Source organism: Nostoc sp. FACHB-152 (genome assembly GCF_014697475.1).
GTDB lineage: Bacteria > Cyanobacteriota > Cyanobacteriia > Cyanobacteriales > Nostocaceae > Nostoc_B.
The window spans coordinates 54,930-76,686 of the sequence record NZ_JACJRV010000013.1; the positions used below are offsets into that span (position 1 = coordinate 54,930).

16 protein-coding genes and 1 pseudogene are annotated in these 21,757 nt (G+C 40.7%); 1 reads left to right on the forward strand and 16 read right to left on the reverse strand.

Annotation, left to right across the window (positions count from 1 at the left end):
• The first annotated feature begins 200 nt into the window (after positions 1–200).
• Positions 201–5,624 (forward strand): ATP-binding sensor histidine kinase, encoded by a 5,424-nt coding sequence (locus H6G76_RS13350; protein ID WP_190700937.1) that lies wholly within the window; start codon positions 201–203, stop codon positions 5,622–5,624.
• A 47-nt stretch (positions 5,625–5,671) separates the two neighbouring features.
• Here H6G76_RS13350 and H6G76_RS13355 read toward each other — a convergent pair.
• The 16 genes and pseudogenes from H6G76_RS13355 to H6G76_RS13430 all read right to left on the reverse strand — a co-directional run.
• Positions 5,672–6,079: pseudogene (locus H6G76_RS13355) on the reverse strand (response regulator transcription factor); the annotation flags it as partial.
• A gap of 41 nt (positions 6,080–6,120) precedes the next feature.
• A complete protein-coding gene (locus H6G76_RS13360; RefSeq protein ID WP_190700940.1) occupies positions 6,121–9,996 on the reverse strand; it encodes a response regulator in 3,876 nt (1,291 codons plus the stop codon).
• On the reverse strand, positions 9,986–10,555 hold the full coding sequence (locus H6G76_RS13365) for a heme NO-binding domain-containing protein (protein WP_190700943.1): 570 nt from the start codon (positions 10,553–10,555) through the stop codon (positions 9,986–9,988). Before H6G76_RS13365 ends, H6G76_RS13360 begins: the two co-directional genes overlap by 11 nt.
• 326 nt (positions 10,556–10,881) lie before the next feature.
• The gene (locus H6G76_RS13370) at positions 10,882–11,649 is read right to left on the reverse strand and encodes a phycobilisome rod-core linker polypeptide (RefSeq protein WP_190700946.1); all 768 of its coding nucleotides are present in this window, start codon (positions 11,647–11,649) and stop codon (positions 10,882–10,884) included.
• 111 nt (positions 11,650–11,760) lie between these two features.
• On the reverse strand, positions 11,761–12,474 hold the full coding sequence (locus H6G76_RS13375) for a phycobilisome rod-core linker polypeptide (RefSeq protein ID WP_190700948.1): 714 nt from the start codon (positions 12,472–12,474) through the stop codon (positions 11,761–11,763).
• A 172-nt stretch (positions 12,475–12,646) separates the two neighbouring features.
• Positions 12,647–13,390 carry a phycobilisome rod-core linker polypeptide gene (locus H6G76_RS13380; protein ID WP_190700951.1) on the reverse strand — a complete coding sequence of 248 codons (744 nt, stop codon included), beginning with the start codon at positions 13,388–13,390 and terminating at the stop codon, positions 12,647–12,649.
• Between the two features lie 65 nt (positions 13,391–13,455).
• Positions 13,456–14,295, reverse strand: a complete 840-nt coding sequence (locus H6G76_RS13385; protein WP_190700954.1) for a phycobilisome rod-core linker polypeptide — start codon at positions 14,293–14,295, stop codon at positions 13,456–13,458.
• 40 nt (positions 14,296–14,335) lie between these two features.
• Positions 14,336–14,935: a HEAT repeat domain-containing protein gene (locus H6G76_RS13390; RefSeq protein WP_190700957.1), complete on the reverse strand. Its 600-nt coding sequence runs from the start codon at positions 14,933–14,935 to the stop codon at positions 14,336–14,338.
• Positions 14,936–15,008: 73 nt separating this feature from the next.
• Positions 15,009–15,842 (reverse strand): HEAT repeat domain-containing protein, encoded by an 834-nt coding sequence (locus H6G76_RS13395; RefSeq protein WP_190700960.1) that lies wholly within the window; start codon positions 15,840–15,842, stop codon positions 15,009–15,011.
• Between the two features lie 10 nt (positions 15,843–15,852).
• A complete protein-coding gene (locus tag H6G76_RS13400) occupies positions 15,853–16,095 on the reverse strand; it encodes a phycobilisome linker polypeptide (RefSeq protein WP_190700964.1) in 243 nt (80 codons plus the stop codon).
• Between the two features lie 64 nt (positions 16,096–16,159).
• Positions 16,160–17,020, reverse strand: coding sequence for a phycobilisome linker polypeptide (locus tag H6G76_RS13405; RefSeq protein ID WP_190700967.1), 861 nt, complete (start codon positions 17,018–17,020; stop codon positions 16,160–16,162).
• A 154-nt stretch (positions 17,021–17,174) separates the two neighbouring features.
• Positions 17,175–17,666 carry a phycocyanin subunit alpha gene (gene cpcA, locus H6G76_RS13410; protein ID WP_190700970.1) on the reverse strand — a complete coding sequence of 164 codons (492 nt, stop codon included), beginning with the start codon at positions 17,664–17,666 and terminating at the stop codon, positions 17,175–17,177.
• Between the two features lie 79 nt (positions 17,667–17,745).
• Positions 17,746–18,267, reverse strand: coding sequence for a phycocyanin subunit beta (locus tag H6G76_RS13415; RefSeq protein WP_190700972.1), 522 nt, complete (start codon positions 18,265–18,267; stop codon positions 17,746–17,748).
• Between the two features lie 742 nt (positions 18,268–19,009).
• Positions 19,010–19,621 (reverse strand): HEAT repeat domain-containing protein, encoded by a 612-nt coding sequence (locus tag H6G76_RS13420; protein ID WP_190700975.1) that lies wholly within the window; start codon positions 19,619–19,621, stop codon positions 19,010–19,012.
• A gap of 240 nt (positions 19,622–19,861) precedes the next feature.
• A complete protein-coding gene (locus H6G76_RS13425) occupies positions 19,862–20,635 on the reverse strand; it encodes a HEAT repeat domain-containing protein (protein ID WP_190700978.1) in 774 nt (257 codons plus the stop codon).
• Positions 20,636–20,803: 168 nt separating this feature from the next.
• A complete protein-coding gene (locus H6G76_RS13430; protein ID WP_190700981.1) occupies positions 20,804–21,640 on the reverse strand; it encodes a phycobilisome linker polypeptide in 837 nt (278 codons plus the stop codon).
• Positions 21,641–21,757 lie beyond the last annotated feature (117 nt).

Below are 21,757 nucleotides of genomic sequence, written 5' to 3' on the forward strand. Positions count from 1 at the left end.
ATATCGTTTTTAAATATGTTGAGTGTTCCTTCTAGCAATCAAACCCCAAAAAATCAAGTTTTTTGGGGCTTTAAATTATTGAGTTATATTTAGCAAATAGCTTAAATATCTCGAATAAATGCCATCTCAGGCTTTTTTGAGCCATTTTTAATTTCTTTATTGGGAATTATAAAAATTTAATACCGCAAACAAAGGAAATAATGACAATAAGTTTAACAATTCCAGGTTATGACCTCACTGAAGTAATTTATGAAGGTCTGAATACGATTATTTACCGAGCTTGGGCGCAAAAACTACAGCAATTAGTTATCCTTAAAGTCCTAAAGGCAGAGTATCCCAGCTTAGAGCAGATGCTTCGGTTAAAACACGAGTATAGTATTACACAAGACCTCAGATTGGAAGGCGTGGTTCAAGTATATGAGTTAGAGACACATCAAAATCGCTTAATTTTGGTAGCGGAAGATTTTGCTGGAGTATCCTTGCAACAATTTCTGGATTCTGCAAAATTACCTCTGGAAAATTTTCTTAATATAGCCATACAGCTGACAAAATCCTTGGGCGCGTTGCACACTCATCAAATAATACATAAAGATATCAAACCCAGTAATATTATCATTAATCCTCAGACTGGGGTTTGTAAACTGACTGACTTTAGCATTGCTTCTTGTCTTTCTCAAGAAACACCTTTACAGTGCAGCCCCAATCAATTAGAAGGAACATTGACATATATTTCCCCAGAACAAACTGGGAGAATGAATCGCTCCGTGGACTATCGCAGTGATTTTTATTCACTAGGTGTCAGCTTCTATCAAATGCTTACAGGTCAGCTACCCTTTATTACTCATGACCCTCTAGAATTAGTTTACTGTCATATTGCTAAACAAGCAACTCCCATTGAGGAATTAAATCCAGCAGTTCCTACAGCTATTAGCCAAATAGTTATGAAACTGATGGAGAAGAATGCTGAAGAACGTTATCAGAGTTCGGTAGGACTGTTAGCCGATTTAGAAACTTGCCTTCACCAATTTAAAAATACTGGTAGAATAACAAATTTTATCCCAGGCCATTTTGATGTTCTCAGCCAGTTGGTCATTCCTCAAAAGCTTTATGGTAGAGAAAAACAAGTCAATTTATTGCTAGAGGTATTTGAGCGCGTAGCATCTACACAAAAAAATTCTGGCTCCCAAAGCACTAAGGAACTGATATTGGTTTCTGGTTATTCAGGTATTGGCAAATCGGCAATTATTAATGAAGTAAATAAACCTATCACCAGCCTTCGCGGTTACTTTATATCTGGGAAGTTTGAGCAATTCAAGCGAAATATTCCCTACGCTCCTTTAACTCAGGCTTTTGCTTCCTTAATGATGCAGCTATTAACAGAAAGTCCTGAGCAACTAGAATTATGGCGTAAGAAACTTTTAACAGCTTTAGGTTTAAATGGACAAGTTGTTATTGATGTAATTTCGGAAGTTGAATTAATTATCGGTAAACAGCCAAAAGTCCCAGATTTGGGGCCTACGGAATCTCAAAACCGTTTTAATCAAGTTTTCAAAGAATTTATTCGCGTTTTCACTCAAAAAGAGCATCCATTAGTCATATTCTTAGACGATTTGCAATGGGCAGATTCCGCCACATTGAAGTTAATGCAATTGCTGATGACTGATCCAGATACAAAATATCTGCTACTAATTGGTGCTTATCGAGATAATGAAGTTAATTCAACACATCCCCTCATTCAAACCATTGAGGAAATTAGTAATACCGGGACAGTAATTAATAACATTGTTGTTGAACCCTTAGATCTGACTCACGTCACCCAAATCCTCTGTGATACTCTCAAAGAAAGAAAAGATAACCCACAGGTACAAGAACTGGCATCTTTATTATTTAATAAAACAGCTGGCAATCCCTTTTTCCTAACGCAGATTTTGAAGGCTTTGTATCGAGAGCAGCTACTAACATTTGACTTTGCCCTAGGACGTTGGCATTGGAGTATAGAACAAATTCAGGCAATGGGAATTGCCGATTTAAGTGTAGTAGAACTGATAGCTAATAATATTTCTCAATTACCACTAGCAACTCAGGAGGTTCTCAAGCTAGCTGCTTGTATTGGTTCTTGCTTTAAGTTAGAGGTACTAGCTACTAGTTGTAAAAAATCCTCAACACAAATAGCCAGCGATTTATGGTCAGCCTTGCAACAAGGGCTGATTTTGCCTTGGAGTAATGACTATAAAATTCCTTTATTATTTGGTAATGAAGAACTCAAGAGTTTATATTTTGATGACTATCGCTTAGAGTATCGTTTCTTACATGACCGTGTACAACAAGCAGCATACTCGCTAATTCCTGATAGCCAAAAGCAAGCAAAGCATTTAGAGATTGGAAGATTACTACTCCAGAATATATCGCCAACAGAATTAGTAGATAATATTTTTGATATTGTCAATCAACTGAATAAAAGTGTTGATTTAATTCAAAAGCATCAAGAAAAAATTCATCTGGCTGATTTAAACTTAATGGCAGCAAACAGAGCCTTGCTTGCAGCCGCGTTTGAACCTGCCTATAACTATTTTAGTCAGGGCATATCTTTACTACCAGTAGACTGTTGGCAACAGCAATATCAATTAACGCTAGGGCTTTATACAGGTGCGGCCCAAGCTGCTTGCTTCTGTACAAAATTTGTGGAGATGAAGGCTCTAGTTGATGTTGCCTTGACTAAAATTGACAATATCAACGATAAAATTAAGATATATGAACTGTTAATTCTTTATCACCACACTCAATCTCAGTTCAAAGAAGCAGTCTCAGTAGCATTGCAACCATTAGCCTTGCTAGGAGAGAATTTTCCCGAAAGTCCCGACACACAAAGCTTTATAGATGCCTTCACCCATACGCAAAAATTAATTGCAGAAGTTGGTTTTGAAAATCTCGACAAACTACCGTTGGTAAGTGATTCCAGCAAAGCGGATGCTATGAGGATTTTGTATCGCGCCCTCAGTCCAGCTTTCTTTGCAGTACCGGCGATGTGGGGATTGATAGTGTGTCGTTTGGTGGATCTCACTATCCAGTATGGTGAATCGCCTTTAACTGCCTATGCCTTTGCCATGTTCAGCATCATGCTGAATAGTGGTATAGGGGATATTTCCACAGGAACTAAGTTTGGAGATTTAGCAGTACTCATCGATCAAAAGCAAAAGAGTTCTGAATATAAAAGTGCTTTTTCTAATATTTACTATGGGCTTGCCCGAAATTTCTACAAACCTGTTAAAAGTTCTATTAAACCGCTAATTCAGGGTTATCTCGGTTTTGCAGATAATGGTGATGCAGAATATAGTGCCTACTGTATTGTCAATGCCTATTTCTGTTCTATTTTGGCAGGACAACCTTTAGAAAAGGTACAAACAAAGTTTGATAAATTTATCAAACAAATTGTAGAGTTTAAGCAAGAGCAAGTAATTAACCAATTGTATATCTGGACTCAAGTTATTCATAACTTGACTGGAAAATCTACTCACAAGAGTCTACTGAAAGGCGATCGCTTTAATATTGAACCGATGTTGCCACAGCTGATGGCTAGCAATAACTTCAATACTGTTAACTATGCTAACATCGCTCAATCGATGCTCTTCTATCTTTTTGGTGAGTATGAACTGGCGCATACCCATGCAGCCCAAACCGAACCCTATCTTGGTGCTAGCGGTGGGAAGTTTCTGATTTTTGCTCATAATTTTTACTATTCTCTGAGTTTGACAGCACTGTATGATTCCGTTTCTAAGTTAGAGCAAGGTCAGTTTTTAGAAAAATTAGCCTTGCTACAGGCAAAGATGAAAAACTGGGCTGACCATTGCCCAGAGAACTTCTTACATAAGTATCTGTTAGTGGAAGCTGAAATTGCCCGCATTACTGGTCATGAACTAGAGGCGATGGATTATTATGATCGGGCGATCGCTTCGGCTGAAGAACATGGATTTATCCAAAATCAAGCTTTAGGAAATGAATTAGCAGCCAAGTTCTGGCTGAGTAAGGGCAAAGAAGATTTTGCCAAAATATACATGACTAAAGCTTTCTATAGCTACATCCGGTGGGAAGCTATAGCAAAAGCACAGGATTTAGATGAACGTTATCCACATTTAATAATTCATAGTGAAGATGTTCAGATTCTAAAAACAGATATCACCATTTCAAAAACCAGGACAAGTACTGCAAAAACTACAAGTAATAGCAATGATATTTTGGATTTGGCTACAATCATCAAAGCTTCACAAACCATCAGTAGTGAAATAATTTTAGATAAGTTATTAGACAAAGTTTTAAGTATAATTATTGAAAATGCTTCTGCTCAAAAAGTTTGTTTAATGTTAGCAAAAAACAATGAACTCTTTATAGAAGCAATTAGAACTCAAGAAAATACTACTGTTATTTTACAATCAACCCCAGTCATAGCCAGCCAAGATATCCCTATCTCTTTAATTAACTATGTTGCCAGAACTCAAGAGCCTTTATTACTAGATGATGCTATTTCTATGAGGATTTATCAATCAGATCCTTACATCCAAAAGCATAAAAGCAAATCAGTTTTATGTACTCCTATTTTGCATCAAGGTAAATTCATTGGTATTTTATATTTAGAAAATAACCTTGCTAAAAGTACATTTACACGTGAGCGCGTCAAGATTTTAAACTTCATAATATCTCAAGCTGCAATTTCTCTGGAGAATTCTAGATTATATAAGCAAACACACGATTATGCTACACAATTAGAAAATTCCTTAACAGAACTCCAGGCAGCACAACTACAACTAATACAAAGTGAAAAAATGTCTGCTTTAGGTAATTTAGTTGCAGGTATTGCTCATGAAATTAATAATCCAATTGGTTTTATTTTAGGTAATCTACAACCGGCAAATGAGTATGTGCATGACTTACTATCGCTAATTGATCTATACCAACGTTACTATTCCCAACCGGCTGAGGAAATTACTAAAAAAATCAAAGCTATTGATTTTGAGTACGTGCGCGAAGACTTGCCAAAATTAATTACTTCAATGCGAAAAGGGATAGATTGTATTTATGAAATTAGTGTTAGTTTACGTTCTTTTTCGCGTTCAGATACAGAAAAACGAATTTCTTACGACATTCATGAAGGTTTAAATAGTACATTATTAATTCTTAAACATCGTTTGAAAGCTTCAGAAACACGTCCAGCGATTGAAGTAATTAAGGATTACGGAAAACTACCACTTATATCTTGTCTTCCGGGACAACTTAATCAGGTATTTATGAATATACTTGCTAATGCAATTGATGCATTGGAAGAATCAAATATTGAGAAGACTTACGATAAAATTGTGGCAAATCCGAACTGTATTACAGTCACTACTAAAATAGAGGATAACCCAGAATTTGTAACCATAGCCATTAAAGATAATGGTTTGGGTATGACTGAAGAAGTTAAAGAAAAGATTTTTGACCATTTATTTACAACTAAACCTGTAGGTAAAGGAACAGGCTTAGGATTAGCTATTACTCGCCAAATTATCATCGAAAAACATCGTGGTCAAATTGAGGTTAATTCCATAATCGGACAAGGAACCGAATTTATCATCCACTTACCAATTGGCTAAATTTACAATTGCTTGTTTGTTAGGAAGCTGGAGGATGACCTGCACTAGCGTAAGTTTTGATTTGTTTGATATAACCTGAGTCCGGCTCTGACGCGTGCTTTTAACTCACTTACTTCAATAGGTTTGCTCAAAAAATCATCTGCACCTGTATCTAAGTCCTCAACTCTGTCTTCCACAGCTTTGCGTGAGGTTAGCAGGATGAAAAAAGTCGTTGATAGGGATGGTTCAGATTTAATTTTGCGGCATAATTCTAAGCCATCCATTTCATCCATTTGCCAATCAGAAATGATGAGTGCCGGATGATGCTTATAAGCTTGTTCTAATCCTTGTTTTCCACTGGATGCCAGAATTACTTCATATCCCTGAGATTGCAGAGCTTGTTTTAAAACTATTTGGATAATGCGGTCATCATCAATTACTAAAATTTTGAATTGGGAATGCGATATTTCAGACATTTCTCACAGATATTAAGATATTTATAAATGGAATTTTATAGTTAATAAAGATTATGCAGAGCCGTAATCACTTTTTTATATTCGCTCTCTAGCTGAGAAATCAGGATAGAAACTTGCTCTAAAGATTGGTTTGGGGCTGCATTTTCTAAGGTTTCACAGAGGTTTCCCAGGTTAACAGCACCAATACTCACACTAGGCGATCGCAAAGCATGAGCCGCTTTTTGTAATTTTATTCTGTCTCCCACAGCAATGGCATCTTGAATTATCTGCATTCGCATTGGAGTATCTTCAAAGTAAACCTGAATCAATTCAGTTACTAAATGCTTACCTTCGCTACCTGCCATGTTTTTTAGTTCTTGCAGAAAAGTAGGGTCAATTACCTCTTCTAAATCAGATTCTAAAGATGTATAGGGTAATGCAACTTCAGCTATATGTATTGGCTCAGAAGGCTCTGAATTTTGATGTTGCTGCTTTTTCAGCACTGCTTCGAGTGCCTCAAGACGAATCGGCTTACTGACATAATCATTCATCCCGACCCTTAAGCATTCTTGACGGTCTTCAACACGCGCATGGGCAGTCATGGCAATTATCCAAGGTTGAGCATGAGGAGAGAATTCCTGACGAATTCGGATAGTTGTTTCCCAGCCATCCATTTCTGGCATTTGGATATCCATTAACACAACATCATAGATTTGGCGTTGCAAGGCTTCTAGGGCTTCACACCCATTATTGGCGACATCCGCCCGAAAACCCAACCGCTCTAGCATCTTCAGAGCAATTTTCTGATTGACTAACACATCTTCAACCAAAAGAATCTTCAGTGGCAAACTTTGGGCAAGCTGGTCATCAATTGTTGGGAAATTTGATGTCGGTAAGCGGGAGTACGAAGGAATGGTAATTTGAGTATCGACTCTTCGAGTAGACCAGCTACCACGCACAATTTGTAAGAGCGTATTGTGTAGTTGATACTGTCGTACAGGCTTATGCAAAAAGGCCGTAAACTCAGAAGCTACTTGCTTAACATCTAAAGTTTGCTTGCCTTTAAAACTTAACATCACCAAGGATAAATCCTGCTGTCCTGGTATAGCCCGGATTTGAGCCGTCAAATCAAGGATATTCAGGTGAGGACTATCGATGTCCAATATAGCCAGGTCAAACCCCTGCTGTTGCATCAAATCCAAAGCAGCACTTAATTTTACAGGTTGGACACTGATTCCCAAGCTCTGAAGTTGCCAAGTTAAGCATATGTTTAAATGGGCGTTATCGCCTACCAGCAGTAATCGCTTACCGACAAGTTCGGGATATATGTTGCTAGAACTGTCAATGGTAGAAGGATCAACTTGCAGCATGAGGGTGAAGTAAAAAGTAGAACCTTTGCCAGTTTCACTTTCCACCCACATTCTGCCCCCCATAATCTCGCTGAGACGCTTGCTAATCGCTAATCCTAAACCAGTACCGCCATAACGCCGAGTCATGGAAGCATCGACTTGGCTAAAGGGTTTAAATAGTCGATCTAAGAGATCGCTAGCTATGCCAATACCTGTATCGCTAACTGCAAACAGAAATTCATAATATACATGATCGCCATCTGTGGCTGCTTGTGGAAGCACCGGCTGCACAGAGATTTTGACAGCGACTTCTCCAACATGGGTGAACTTGACAGCATTGCTGACTAAATTCCAGAGAATCTGGCGCAAGCGGGTAATATCACCAATAATGAGAGTTGGTGTTTGTGGCTGCAATTGATACATCAGTTCGATGCCTTTTAAGGCTGCTTGCGGAGCCAGCAAATCTAAGGCTTCTTCGACACAAACTTGCAAATCAAAGGGCTGTTCTTCTAACTCTAAATTGCCAGATTCAATCTTAGAAAAGTCGAGAATGTCATTGATAATAGTTAATAATGCATCGCCACTGTTACGGATAGTTTCTACATAGTCGATTTGCTCAGGCTTGAGGCGAGTATCTAAAAGTAATCCAGTCATACCAATGATCGCATTCATGGGAGTGCGAATTTCATGGCTCATGGTGGCGAGGAAATTACTCTTAGCCATATTGGCAGCCTCAGCTGCTTGTTTAGCAACACTGAGTTCTTTGTTTTGCTGTGCTAACAGATTGGCTTGCAGGGTTTCCTGTGCTAGAAATTGGGCTTGGGTGAGGGCAATACCCATTTGATCAGCTAGATGTTTGAGAAGATCCAGTTCTAATTCAGTCCATTGTCTAGGGCGATCGCACTGATGAGCAATCAATAGCCCCCACAAATCTTCCCTGACCAAAATCGGTACGACCAAATTGGCTTTCACCTGAAATTGCTTTAAAAATTCTACATGGCAAGGTTGTAATCCTGCTTGCTCTACATTGGGAATGACACTAATTCGTCCTTGACGATACAAGTCTAGATATTTATAAAAACAAGGATCGTAAATATCCTGTTCTAAGGTAGCTGACCATCCTGAAATTACCGCCTCCTGCACAACTTTGCCAGAACCATTAGAGTTAATTTGGAAGATTAAAACGCGATCAGCCTGCAAAATACGCTGAACTTCCGTTACTGTTGTCTGGAGAATTTTTTCTAGTTGCAAAGATTGACGAATTTCTTCAGTAATTTGCTTTAGTAGCAGAGCGCGTTGGTACTGATGCTGTAGCTCTTCTTCTGCCTTTTTGCGTTCAGTAATATCTAAGTGGGTTCCCACCATTCTCAGGAATTTTCCTGAGAAATCGCGGTTTACCAACTTACCCCGATCAAGAATCCACTTCCATTTTCCTGATTTCGTTAAAAAGCGCGCTTCTGCCTCATAAAAAGGTGTAATACCCTTGATGTGATCTATCATTCGCTGTCGCATCAAGCGTCGGTCTTCTGGATGAACCAACCTATTGATAACTTTAATATCGTCTTCTAGTTCGTCTGGATGATAGCCCAGCATCGTGTACCAGCGTGGGCTACGATAAATTTCTCCAGTTGCTAAGTTCCAGTCCCAAAGCCCTTCTTCTACTGCGTCGAGTGCTAACTTTAACTGTTCTTCACTTGATCTCAGGTTATTTTCTGATTGCTTTCTGAGGGTAATATCACGATATTTCCATAAATGACCATAAAATTTGTTATCAACCACAATGGGTGCATAGTCTTGTTCCAAGATTCGCCCATCTTTGAGTTGCCATTCTTGATGGGTAACTATTCCGCCAACGCTCAGGATTTCATCTAAGCGTTGAATAAATCTTTCCGGCTCAACAAAAAGCTGCTTGCTCGCTTCAGATGCTTGCCGACAATCTATGCCGTTTAAAGCTTCGGGAGCCACTGGAATATTAAATAAATTACAAAACTCTTGATTTGCCAGCACAACATTTCGGTTTTCGTCTTCTAGCAAAACACCAATTTGTAAACTTTCAATCAGAGTTCTGAGCCTATAAGCTGTGGCTCTTAATTCTGCTCGTTGTTCTGTGAGTTTCGTGGTGAGTTTTTTGGCATCTGTCAGCGCGGAATTTTTGGCTTGTAACAGAAATAAATAATCAGAAACTGAGTCATATAAAGGAAAATCATCGATGCTCAGTTCTAGCTTTTTGAGAGCAGTAATTTCTGTCATCCAGGGAGAGCCAAGAAATATCAGATAATTGCTATCTTCCGCATATACTATTTGTCCTTTCAGCTGCATTTCTTTGTGGAGAGATTGCAGGAGAAAAAGCGATCGCGTTTGTTGGCAAATAGCTTCAAAGCTAACTGGACAGTTGGGACGATTGATTTTGAAATGTTCGTCTAGGGAACTGTTGAGGATTGAAATCGGTTCTAAAATGCGCCCCAGTACTTCACCTACCTGAACAATCTTCATCTGCCGATCAATTACCAGATGGAAGGGAAACAACGCCGCAAATTGATCAGCACTAAGACTGAATTGATTTAAACCAATAGCATGATTATTGGTCATTGGACTGGGAATCTGAGTATTTAATAGAGAAGATATCGTGAGGATCTCCTTGCTCACGAAAATTAGTTTGGATAACATCCACATTTGTGTGAAAGCGTTTTCCCAATCCGTGCAGTAAACCAATTACCATTGGGGCTAATCCTTTTCGATTAGATTGATAGTGGAGTTTCATAGAGTGATCGTTTTGATGCTCACACTCAAAAGATGGAGGGCAAAGTTCGGAAAAACTCAAACCCACTCTGGCATGAAGGTTGTCAAGATTTTCTATAAACTGGGGTAACGAGGTTCCGGCACTGGCTAAAAGCTCTCCATAGCCTTCTTCGGCAGTATAATTAACCCAGTATTCTCCAAAGGCTTTCAGAATTTCGTGTGCAGGTGTATTCAATACCTCACAAGCAGCTTCAACTAAACGATAGGTAACATCGTCAGCATAGCTATCCATACCAATAAAAAAGTCAATATCTTCAAGTTCGGCCTTTCGCTTGATAGTTTCCCAAGTATCTTCACCGTGGTACTTGCAAACCATGTCTTGAATTGCTTTGTTAACTAAACCATACATTGACTTAACTCCTTTGTGCAGAAAAACAGTAAATATACTTTGTCTAACCTGAGAAAGTTATACCAATTCAAATAATGTTTGCAACAGATACCCCACCCGCCTGACGGCACCCTCCCCTTGGCAAGGGGAGGGTTGGGGAGGGGTCTTATTTATGTGTCGCATTCTTTTTTCAAATTGGTATTAGTTCAGTTTATAAGAAAAAATTAAAAACAACTGGGTCTAGTCTTCACTCAACGCAATATCCAACTAACAAATAAGCTGCTGGTTATTACATCAACGCAAAAACTAGACCCAGTATAAAATTTTAGCCAACTAGATTTTCAATCTTAGCGTCGGCTACCGCCACGGTAAGGCACTGCACTCATATAATCAATATCAAATGCAGAGAGTTTTTGGCCGTAGTTACCACTTGGATTGATGGCTGCTGCCAAATCTGCAAATTTGCGTGGATCGCCTTCTGCAAGCCGTTTTTCTTGGAACTTGCGGGTGTAGAATTTGTCCAAAGTAAAACGCCAGTCGGTTTGAACTGTACCTGCTTTTTCTTGGAAGTCTTCGCCGTAGCGAGGTGTAACCAAGTTGTGAGGACGACCTTCTAAGCGTTTACGTTGGTAAGGTACGGTATTTTCGCCAAAGCTTTGGCTGTATTCTTCGCTGTCTAATAAAGCATCAACAAAGCCACCAAAACCTTTGGTTCCAATTACAATTGACCAAGCGATTTCTTCTTCTTTGTTGTAAGCAGAACGACCTAATAGACGTTTGAGTGTAATGTCAACTAAACGGTAGTTGTTGTTAACTGAAACCACCAAACGATAAAAGGCTTCAGATTTGGCTAAACCACGGATAAAGTCACGCACGGAGATTGCGCCAGTTTTGAGTTGAGATTCTAAAGTTACTTGGCGGTTGAACTTCAGAATTTCATGTTCGCTAAAAACTTGGCGGTAAGCTGCCCAAATAATGTTTTGGATATCAGTATAAGAACTGACATCTTCTATACGATAGATATAAGGTGTATTTTCATTTTGGTCAGCGATACCAAAGCTTTTAACCCGGTGATTTTGACTGCTTGGTTTGTATTGAAGTAATGGCAGTGCCATGCTACTTTTTTCCTCTTATTAACAGATTACGCAGAGATTTAGCTGGTTACAAATGAGGAGGCTGATCGCTCAAATCCTCACTCATGCTTTATCTATTCTCCCGCATATAGGTTAGAAGCCAGTATTGATTCCTAACCAATTTAGTACCAGCAAGAAAGTTATTCCTGCGGACATTACTAGTAATACGCCTAACAGTGCCGCGCCATCAAGGTTTTGGTTAGATATATATGACAAGGAGCGATAACGCCCAATGTTAACAATACCTGCTCTGTCTCGATAGTCAGCACCATAGCGGGGAGTAAAGCTGAATGGTCGGTCTACAGTCATGCGTTTGCGCTGATAGGGTACAGTGTAGTCACCAAAGGCTTGAGTGTATTCTTCACTGTCAATCAGAGCATCGACAAATCCATTCCAACCGCGAGTGGCGATTTGAATAGACCAGGCTATTTCTTCTTCCCGATTATAAGGAGCGCGACCCAACAAACGTTTCAGACACATTTCTACCAGCCGATAGTTATTATTTGGTGTAACAACTAACTGATAAAATCGCTGTGATTTAGCCAAACCTCGGATAAAATCTCTAACCGTGATTGACCGATTTTTGAGTTGGGTTTCTAGGGCTATTTGGCGGTTAAATTTAAGAATTTCCTGCTCATTGAAGACTTGGCGATAAGCTGCCCAAATCAGTCTTTCAATTTCACTAGGAGAGTTAGCTGTTTCTAAACGGTAGATATAAGGTGTATCTTCGTTTACATCTGCCGTACCAAAGCTACTAACTCTTTGATTTTGAGTTGTGGGTTTGTATTCCAGTAAAGGTAATGCCATACTAAAGACCGCCTTCATAATAAGGTTGGCATCTTATACCCAGTCCGTCTTAATTACTGATCATTTTTCATGATGAGTATTTAAGCGGTAAAACATTTAGAAGGTTGTCAGTTGGCTTTTGCAAACTTTGTTTCCTTCTTATACCTTTATCAAACCACTGAAAAAAACGCCCTTACCGCACGGGGAAATTAGCACTGGAATTGATGGACACCGCAATACCTTTGGGTACGGTTTCTCTGGTGGTGTCGGGAATTTTGATATTGGCAATATTAACTGGTGTGTAGCTAACTGTTCTAATGCTGAGGGAATTAGCCAACGCCAAGAAGTTTTTGATGTCGCCTTCTATATAACGAGCGTCTTCTAGCTTGTCGCGCCAATAATTGTTGTAGCGAGGGGTAACTAGGTTAAAAGGTCTATCTTTATAACGACGGCGTTGGAAAGGAACTATGTTTTCGCCAAAGTTGGTGATATATTCGTCAGAATCAATCAAGGCATCAACAAAACCATCCCAACCAACAGTTGCTATTTTGATTGACCAAGAAATCTCTTCGTCTTTATTATAAGGCGCACGACCTAAAAACCGTTTCAGGGCAATTTCTACTAAACGGTAGTTAGAATTAGTCTCGATTACTAATGTGCGAAAAGATTCAGATTTAGCTAAACCTCTAATAAAGTCACGCACAGTAATAGCACGATTTTTGACCTGAGATTCTAAGTTGCTTTGGCGGAAGAATTTCAGGATTTCGTGTTCGCTGAAGACTTGACGGTAGGCTGCCCAAATTAATTCTTGAACGTCACCACTGTCAGCGCAGTCTTCTATACGGTAGGGTCTAGGGGTATTTTCGTTGGGAATTTCGTAACCAGGGACGCGCTGGTTTTGGGAACTGGGTTTGTATTCTAGTAAAGGTATTGCCATAATTTTAAGGTTTGGTCATTGGTCATTGGTCATTGGTCAATAGCTGACTGTTAACTACTGACTCTTTAGGTTGTGCGGTTACCGGGAAGATAACGGTAAGGCAGTGCAACGGCTGTTGGTTTAACTGTTGGTTGCGGAGTACCAACTTCACGGCTGTTGTCGGGAATTTTGATGTCTTTGATTTGGGAGACAACCGAAGCGGTTATGCGTTGATAATTACGTTCGCCGGTAATCATGTTCCCAGCCATTGCTAAGAAGTTGGTGGGAATGACGCGACGAATTTCTTCTTTAGAGGCATAACCTGTGGTACGTGCGCTGTAGAAGGAACGACCACCTAAGAAGTTCATGGTCTGGCGATCGCGCCAGTAATTGTTGTAGCGTGGGTTAACTAAGTTAAAGGGTCTATCTTTGAAGCGACGGCGTTGGTAAGGTACGATATCATCGCCAAAGTTTTGTTGATATTCGTCGCTGTCTAGTAATGCGTCGATAAAACCATGTAGACCTTTGGTGGCAATGACGATTGACCAGGCAATTTCCTCATCTTTATTATAAGCTGCGCGTCCTAAGAAGCGTTTTAAGATGAGGTCAACTAAACGGTAGTTGGAGTTAATGTCTGCTACCTGTGTCCGGAAAACTTCAGATTTACCCAAGCCCCGAATAAAGTCCCGAACTGTAATTGCTCGATTTCGCAGTTGCGATTCTAAGAAGGTTTGGCGATTGCTTTTGATAATTAAATGTTCGCTGAAAATTTGCCGATATCCTGCCCAGATAATCGCATCAATATCTTGATCATCAATAGCAGCCGATAAGCGATAAATAGTTGGGGTATCTTCGTTGGGTACTTCGTAACCTTCTACCCGTTGGTTTTGTGAACTTGGTGAATATTCTAAAAGTGGTATTGACATATTTACTTTTACCTTGTTTTATGGTATTTAACCTGGACTGTTAACCATAAGCTAGTTGCACACGAGCGCGGACTGCTTTTTCGGTATCGGTTGTGAGCATTTCTCCCAGTCTGGCGGAAATAGGCTGTTGCAAATCGCTATTTTGTGCCAAGGCTTGTAGCCCAACAACAGCAGCATACCGAATTGACCACTCAGAGTCTTGAGAAATAAATACAAGTGTTTCTAAGGCTCTTTTGGGGGCTGTATGGCTTTCAGGAAAATCTAGCTTATGCCAGTGCAAGTTTCCTAAACCTTTGGCAGCAGCACGGCGGACACTAGGGGCAAAGTCTGTAGCAGCTGCACTGATTAATAAATCCAAAGCACGAGGGTCAGCGATCGCCGCTAATGTGCGAATCGAATAAGCCCGCGCGCCATAGTTGTAATCATCAATTTGTGATATCAGCTGCGGTACTGCCACTTCTCCCATTTCTGTGAGGGCAGTTGCCGCTACCGTTGCGGCGGCTGGGTTGTTATAACCAAACACAGCAATTAAGGTAGGAATTGCAGCTATATCTTTTGTTGCTGCCAAGTTCTGCACTGCTGTCACCATTTTTGCTGGTGTGTCTGCTAGGGCGACGGCACGAATTAGTTCATCAGTCATTTGTGAATAATCAGTTAGTCAATAGTCAATAGTCAACAGCCATTACTTTTGACTATGAACTATGGACTATTGACTATAAGAGTGAATCCATCAAATTCATTACCCGAATTGCGTCATCAGATATAGATAAACTATCTAACTCATCTGTAAGCTGATGCTCTAGCAATCCTTTGAGGGCAATAAGTTTGAAGCTATTTTCGACTTTAGCTTGAGCGATCGCTTCTGCTGCTGCCAAATACCCAATTGCACCCAAATCCCCTAAGACAACGCGGCGTAATTTCAGATCGTCTGTTACCAACAACATTTGCACTAACCTTTCTCCGTAGATGGGGTTTTGTGTGAGTTGGTACATAGCTCTGGCTGTGGCGCATTGTACTCGTGGTAATGGATGCTCTAGGAAAGGTTCTATGAGTCCAATTGCCTCAGTTGCGTTAATAGCTCCTAAGGCTTCGATGACTGCTTCGTAGGGCTGGGTTAGATGAGGGAGTCCCGGTACTTGCACGGCCTCGGCTACACCCCCATCTAACATTTTGATGAGTGCGGATGCGGCAGAGCGATCGCGTAACATTTCCAAAGATTGGGCGGCTGCTTCACGCACATAGAAATCAGAACATTCTAGGCATTCAATTAAGCTCGGTACTGCTCTGGTATCACCTAACTTACCTAATGCTCTAGCTGCATTCCGCCGCAGAGGATAACCTCCGAGTTCTGTTCTATCAGCTTCATCTTGTAATGCTGCAATCAACGCATCTACAGCGTCTGCTTTTTTAACCCGGAACTTGCCCAGCCACCAAGCTGCATAATAGCGGAGACTTAAATCTGGAGATTGCAGGTTAGCAATAGCTAGCTCTGGTGTGAGCTGTGGCCCGTTCTCTGCGGGAAATTCTTCCCCACTGGGTTCTATCATTGCCAGAGAATTATTCCTCTTCAGCAGTTAAAGGCTCAATCTTGACGATTTTGCCACCCAGACGGGTAATTCTTTGGTATTCTTCGTTCATCCGGCTGTATGGCACTGTAATAAATACACTACCGCTATTGCGAATATTGTATTTATTTTTGTCAGTTTCGGAGTTTTGCCGCAAGCCTACAACTTCGTAACGGAATACCCGGCTAGCAGATGAAGAAACGCTACTAGCACCAAGTGTGGTTTGACCGAACATTACTTCTATATCTCCTGTTTGGTTGAAAAATCCCTATTGTCGGCTTTGCTGCCACCAAGCTCTTTTATGCTGATGTAATGCTGACGATTTTGCCGCCTTGCCGATGAATTTGTTGGATTTTGTCAGAAAGCCGCTCGTAAGGTACGATAAAGGCTGTACTGCTTCTTCTCACGCTGGGGTAGCCGGGAGAGCGAATTCCGGTAACTTCGATGCGATAAACACGATCTTCTTCTCCTACGGCGTTGCCTAAAGTCCGTTTAGGAGCGACATCGTTTGTCGCACGATAGCCCCAGTTATCATTTGAACCCGAAGGCCCAACAATTGAGGAAGCTTTGTTGCTAGCTAATTCTTGTGCTAGGCGTGATTTTTTACCTTCAACTTGGGCGCGATCGCTATTTGCATAGCCTCGGTATAACCGGAAGATGCGGTTAAAACCTACTGTTTTCTGCCCTGGTTGAGTTTCAAAACCACGATAGTAAGGTACGATGCTATCGCCAAAGTTGTTTTGGTACTCTACAGAATCAATATAAGAATCAATTTCTGCGTCGTAGCCTTTTTCTTGATACAAGTCGAGGTGATAAACAACTTCTGACTCGTCGTAAGGAGCGCGACCCAACAAATGTTTGTAGTTGAGTTCGATCAAACGAGTTTGGAAGCTGTTATAGAAAAACTTGCTTTTGTAGAGTTCTGATTTGGCAACGCTACGCACAAACTCCCGCACTGTCAGGTTTCCATCCCGCAGGAGTGATTCTGCGCTCTTTAGGCGTTCCGATGCCATGATGTAATCATTACCCAAGACTTGCCGATATACGGCACGAATCACGGCTTCGACTTCTTCTCTGCTGGCGTTGGGGCGCAGTTCAACTCGACGTGCTTCGCTGTAAGGCTCTGTTCCTAGCCTAGATGCTGCTGCTGTAATTGCCATTTTTTATCCCCCTATTGATGTTCGGCTGCTAGTGCCGACTGCTTGCTCAAATAAGCCTTCTATTTATCCCTAGATAAAACTATGCCCGGAGCCAGATCCAACTGCTAGGTGATTCCATCCAGCACTTGCATCCCTCTCCGGGCAGAAAAACTATCTAGCTTAGAGCGTTGATAGCGTAGTCGATGTAGGTGTTAGCTTCGTTAGCAGCTTGACCAGATAAGCCATGATTAGCTTTGATGTGCTTCAGAGCTTCTACATACCAGCTAGGAGACAAATCAAAGGAGCTGTTGATTTCAGCCAAACCAGCAATCAGGTATTCATCCAAGGGGCCAGTACCACCAGCTACCAAGCTGTAGGTGATGATCCGCAGGTAGTGACCAACGTCACGAGCGCACTTGGATTTACCACGGCTGTCAGCAGCAAACTGAGGGCCAGGGGTTTGGGTGGTGTAAGGGAATTTTTGGTAAACAGCTTGGGTTGCACCATCAATCAAGCGTTGAGCGTTGGAGGTCAAACCACGAGCAGCTTCCAAGCTTGCAGCAGCACGTACATAACGACCGTTAACAGCTTGTAATTCGGTGTTGCCTAAGAAACGTCCTTGGGTATCAGCAGCTGCGATAGCTTCGGTAATTGGTGTTTTAACCATCTTTTCAAATCTCCTTGGTATTTTTAGTCTTTTTTACCTGGTAGCCAAATACTTTCGTATTGAGACTTTTTGACTGCTATTAACCAACAGCAGCAGCAGCGCGATCAAAGTAGCTAGCTACTTCAGAGATCAATTGGCTGCAATCACCTTTGGTGATACCGTTAGGATCGTTAGCGATCGCAATAGCTGCATCTTTCATCTTTTGAACACCAACAGCTACGGAAGAACCAGGTGTACCTAGAGCTTGGTAAGTTTCACGCAAGCCGTTCAAGCAGCGATCGTCCAGGACACTTGCATCACCAGCCAAAATAGCGTAGGTTACATAGCGCAAAATGATTTCCATGTCGCGCAAGCAAGCAGCCATACGACGGTTGGTGTAAGCGTTACCACCAGGAGCGATCAATTGGGGTTGCTCTTCAAACAAAGAACGCGCAGCGTTGGTAACGATAGCAGAAGCGTTGCTGGTGATGCGGTTAACAACATCTAAGCGCTTGCTGCCTTCTTTAACAACGTTAGAAAGAGCATCCAATTGTTCGTTGCTCAAGAATTCGCCTCTAGCGTCGGCTTGAGAAGTTACCTTGGTGAATACATCTAATGTCATGGACTCTAATCTCCTAATTCCTTAGTTGAGAGATGTCTCGATTAAAACTGGTAATGTTTTATCAATTCAGGATGGTTTATAACAGACCAAGTACCGATTTGTATTTTCGCCGCTCTCAGATTCGCCTGTTACTTCATGAAGAAAATTATGAGAACCAGGGTTTGATTTATGAGAGACTAGCAAACTTTACGAATTGATTGTCTTGTTTATGTTCTGTCTGTTATTGACCCCTACAGCTTATGTTTATACAACGCTATAGATCCTTTATTTGTTACAAATTATGAATAAATAAGTTGCAGGAATAAGAACCACCTCAAATCCTTTACATACAAGGGCTTTAACTGAGATAAGAAGAGATTTTTTGTTACATAACTTCATATTGCACAAATTTTTCAGCAAATTCCAGTGGGTTTAATATTTTCTTAATTTTTCTGTAACCCTTACCTAGCAAGATATTGCCGTTTTACATTAGATTTTGCTTCCGGAAGGTTATTGTGAAGAAACATAAAATAAATATTTCGCAACATTTTTGTGAGTGCTTGTTTTAGAAGCGAGGGAAGAGAAAAGGGGGATAGGGTGAGTATTAACACTCATCTCTAGTAGTCTGCCAACCCAAAATTGTTAGGTGAGGGCTGGGGAAAGGGGAAAGGTTAAAGGTTAAAGGAGTAAACATCTTTTCCCTTTACCCCTTGCCCTTTACCCCGCCAAGAAAACTTGGCGAACTACTAGGCCTCTTGATTTCTTAAGCCAAAGCTAAAGTCATACGCGATCGCACCACTAAATCTGCCTCCCCCGCGATCGCATTTTTTAAAGCAGTCTTAGCTTCAGGCGTGGCTATTTCTTGCAAAGACACCGCAGCCGCATAGCGCAGTCCCCAATCTTCAGGTGAAAGCACAGCCCAAATCAACTTTTCTTGAACAAAGCGAATCACTTCTGCATCTTGAGAATTGCTAGCAATTTTTCCTAATCCTCTAGCAGCGATGCGGCGTACATTTCCCTGACAATGATTGGCTACTGTTGTACCCACAACTTCCGCTAATAAATCCAACGCATCTGGAGAACCAATTTGGGCTAAAGCTTGGATAATGTGAGCTTGCAACCCCTGATCTTGAGAAGCTTCATAAGCACTAATTAATGGCTGAACTGTCGGATTTTTTAACTTGACCAATGACTCTACAGCCGCAGCCCTAACAGCTGGATGATGATGACTAAGAACTTTAATTACAGAATTGATCACGGCTAGTTCTTGTGTGTCGCTAGAACTTATCTCTGTAATTGCTGTAATCACCTCTTCTGGTGTGGAGGCATGATTTATTTTTGAAATTAATTGCTCAATATCACTATATGTATTCATAGTTTTGCTCATTCAGAAAAAATAGATTTATGCACTGAAGTTGGAAAAGTTTTGGGTGAATATAATTCGCTACTATACAGGCAAATTTCGCCTGCACTGACCAACCAAAAATATTTCTAAAAAAACCTGGCAAAATATCCTGACAAAATGGAAAAAACAAAAGTAAAAAGACAAAAACTTATGTTTTGCCCTTTTACTTTTTATTGACAAATTCTAATTTTGAAAACTGAATTTTTAATTTTACAGTTGAATTAATAACTCATCAATCGCTCGGAAAATTAACAATATTGTTTCTTTTTCTGAATGATTATTTTCTAATAATGTCTCTAAAATGCGTTTTAAGTTTAACAGCTTCAAACTATTAGGAACTTGCGCTGTCAAGATTGACTGTATCGCTTGTTGATGTCCAACTGCACCTAAGTCAAAAACTGCTGCCCAACGTAAATACATATTGTCATGGTTGAGGTTTTTAACAATACGTTCGATGTATTGGGGTTCCTGAGTTAAAAGATACATATATCGAGCGGCTGCACATTGCACTCGTTCAGAAGGATGTTTCAAAAACGGTTCAATTTGCGGACGTGCTGACCAAACTTTTAGAGTAGCTAACGCTTCAATCAAAGATTCATAGGGTTGCTCTTGACTGGTGTGCAGAAGATTTAGTAAAGGAGTAATTGCGCTTTTGTCACCGATAGCAGCTAAAGCGGCGATCGCCGCTTCTTTTAGTCGCAAATCCTCGTCGCACTCTAACGCTTTTATTAACGCTGTTACAGCTTGGGGATTTTTCAATTGTCCTAAAGCGCGTGCAGCTTGACGGCGTAAGGGATATCCCCCCGATGGAATGCGATAACGTTCATCAAACAAAGCATCACATAAAGCCATACAACCAGCTTGTACTTGATGTTTACCTAACCACCAAGCGGCATAATAACGAATTTGGTTATCGTCACCAGATAATGCCGCGATCGCGGTTTCTGGCGAAAGAATTGGTTCAGCAGAATTAGTGGTAGTCATTGCTAAATAAGGGTGTAAGGAAAGAAGAAGGGAAAAGGATAAAGGTGAAAGGGAAAAGGGTAAGAACCAACTTTTGCCCCTTGCCCTTTTCCCCTTTCCCAAGGCGAAGCCTTTCCCCCCACACCCGCACACCCTGTCTAAGGAAGAATTTCTGACTTCTCCTAAGATTTAAACTGGCGAAATTTTGACTATCTTACCGCCGCGCTTGTGAATTTCTTGGTATATGGTTGAGAGGCGTTCATAAGGCACAGTGTAAGTTTGGATGCTACGACGTACTGAAGCTTTGGAGCCGATTGTACCAGCGATCGCTTGAATAACGAACATCCGACTATCTCCCCGAAGAGCCGAACTAACCAAAGTTGGTGCGGCTGAGGCAAAGCTAGTACCAGCAGAAGTTGGTGGCATAATACCGTTGGGTAAATTTAATGCAACCTTCGTCCGCAAGCGAGAATTTTTACGTCCCATCTGAGCGTTATCACTGTTACCGCTACCGCGATAAAGCTCAAATATGCGATTAAATCCTACCGTTTTCATTCCTGGAATTGATTGAAATCCCCGGTGGTAAGGAACTACAGAATTCCCAAAAGCATTCTCGTATTCTGGGCTATAAATGTAAGATTCAATATCTGCATCGTAGCCACGAGCCGCATATAAATCTACATGGAAAGCAATCTCTGATTGGTCGTAAGGCGCACGTCCCAATAAGTGCTTATAGTTTAATTCGATAAAACGCACTTGGGAGTTTTTATAAAAAAAGCATTCTTTGTAAAAATCAGATTTGGCTAAAATCTCCACAAATTGCCGCACACTAATTTTGCCGTTACGCAATAAAGCTTCCGCACTAACAAATTTTTCGCTAGCATATAGTCCTTGACGACCAAAAATTTGTTGATAAGCAGCATAAAATACTTTTTGTAATTCGTCTTCGCTCCAATTTTGGCGTAATTCGACTTTAATGCCGATTTCATCTCTAATGCCTAGCCGTTCTGCGACTGAACTACTCATTTTGACAATCGCTCCTGTTTAAATTTTTGCTTGTAATAAATTTGGGTCTTTGGCAGTAGAAAAATGCAGCAATCAAAGTAGAAATTTATTCTACTTATAGCAATCCTGTTTGAAGTG

Coding starts and splice junctions, on each gene's coding strand:
- H6G76_RS13380 (WP_190700951.1), bottom strand. CDS start 13,390: ATGGCAATACCTTTACTAGAATACAAACCCAGTTCCCAAAACCAGCGC.
- H6G76_RS13420 (WP_190700975.1), bottom strand. CDS start 19,621: ATGAATACATATAGTGATATTGAGCAATTAATTTCAAAAATAAATCAT.
- H6G76_RS13430 (WP_190700981.1), bottom strand. CDS start 21,640: ATGAGTAGTTCAGTCGCAGAACGGCTAGGCATTAGAGATGAAATCGGC.
- H6G76_RS13415 (WP_190700972.1), bottom strand. CDS start 18,267: ATGACATTAGATGTATTCACCAAGGTAACTTCTCAAGCCGACGCTAGA.
- H6G76_RS13370 (WP_190700946.1), bottom strand. CDS start 11,649: ATGGCACTGCCATTACTTCAATACAAACCAAGCAGTCAAAATCACCGG.
- cpcA (WP_190700970.1), bottom strand. CDS start 17,666: ATGGTTAAAACACCAATTACCGAAGCTATCGCAGCTGCTGATACCCAA.
- H6G76_RS13425 (WP_190700978.1), bottom strand. CDS start 20,635: ATGACTACCACTAATTCTGCTGAACCAATTCTTTCGCCAGAAACCGCG.
- H6G76_RS13385 (WP_190700954.1), bottom strand. CDS start 14,295: ATGTCAATACCACTTTTAGAATATTCACCAAGTTCACAAAACCAACGG.
- H6G76_RS13360 (WP_190700940.1), bottom strand. CDS start 9,996: ATGACCAATAATCATGCTATTGGTTTAAATCAATTCAGTCTTAGTGCT.
- H6G76_RS13395 (WP_190700960.1), bottom strand. CDS start 15,842: ATGATAGAACCCAGTGGGGAAGAATTTCCCGCAGAGAACGGGCCACAG.
- H6G76_RS13375 (WP_190700948.1), bottom strand. CDS start 12,474: ATGGCATTACCTTTACTGGAATACAAACCCACAACTCAAAATCAAAGA.
- H6G76_RS13390 (WP_190700957.1), bottom strand. CDS start 14,935: ATGACTGATGAACTAATTCGTGCCGTCGCCCTAGCAGACACACCAGCA.
- H6G76_RS13405 (WP_190700967.1), bottom strand. CDS start 17,020: ATGGCAATTACAGCAGCAGCATCTAGGCTAGGAACAGAGCCTTACAGC.
- H6G76_RS13350 (WP_190700937.1), top strand. CDS start 201: ATGACAATAAGTTTAACAATTCCAGGTTATGACCTCACTGAAGTAATT.
- H6G76_RS13365 (WP_190700943.1), bottom strand. CDS start 10,555: ATGTATGGTTTAGTTAACAAAGCAATTCAAGACATGGTTTGCAAGTAC.
- H6G76_RS13400 (WP_190700964.1), bottom strand. CDS start 16,095: ATGTTCGGTCAAACCACACTTGGTGCTAGTAGCGTTTCTTCATCTGCT.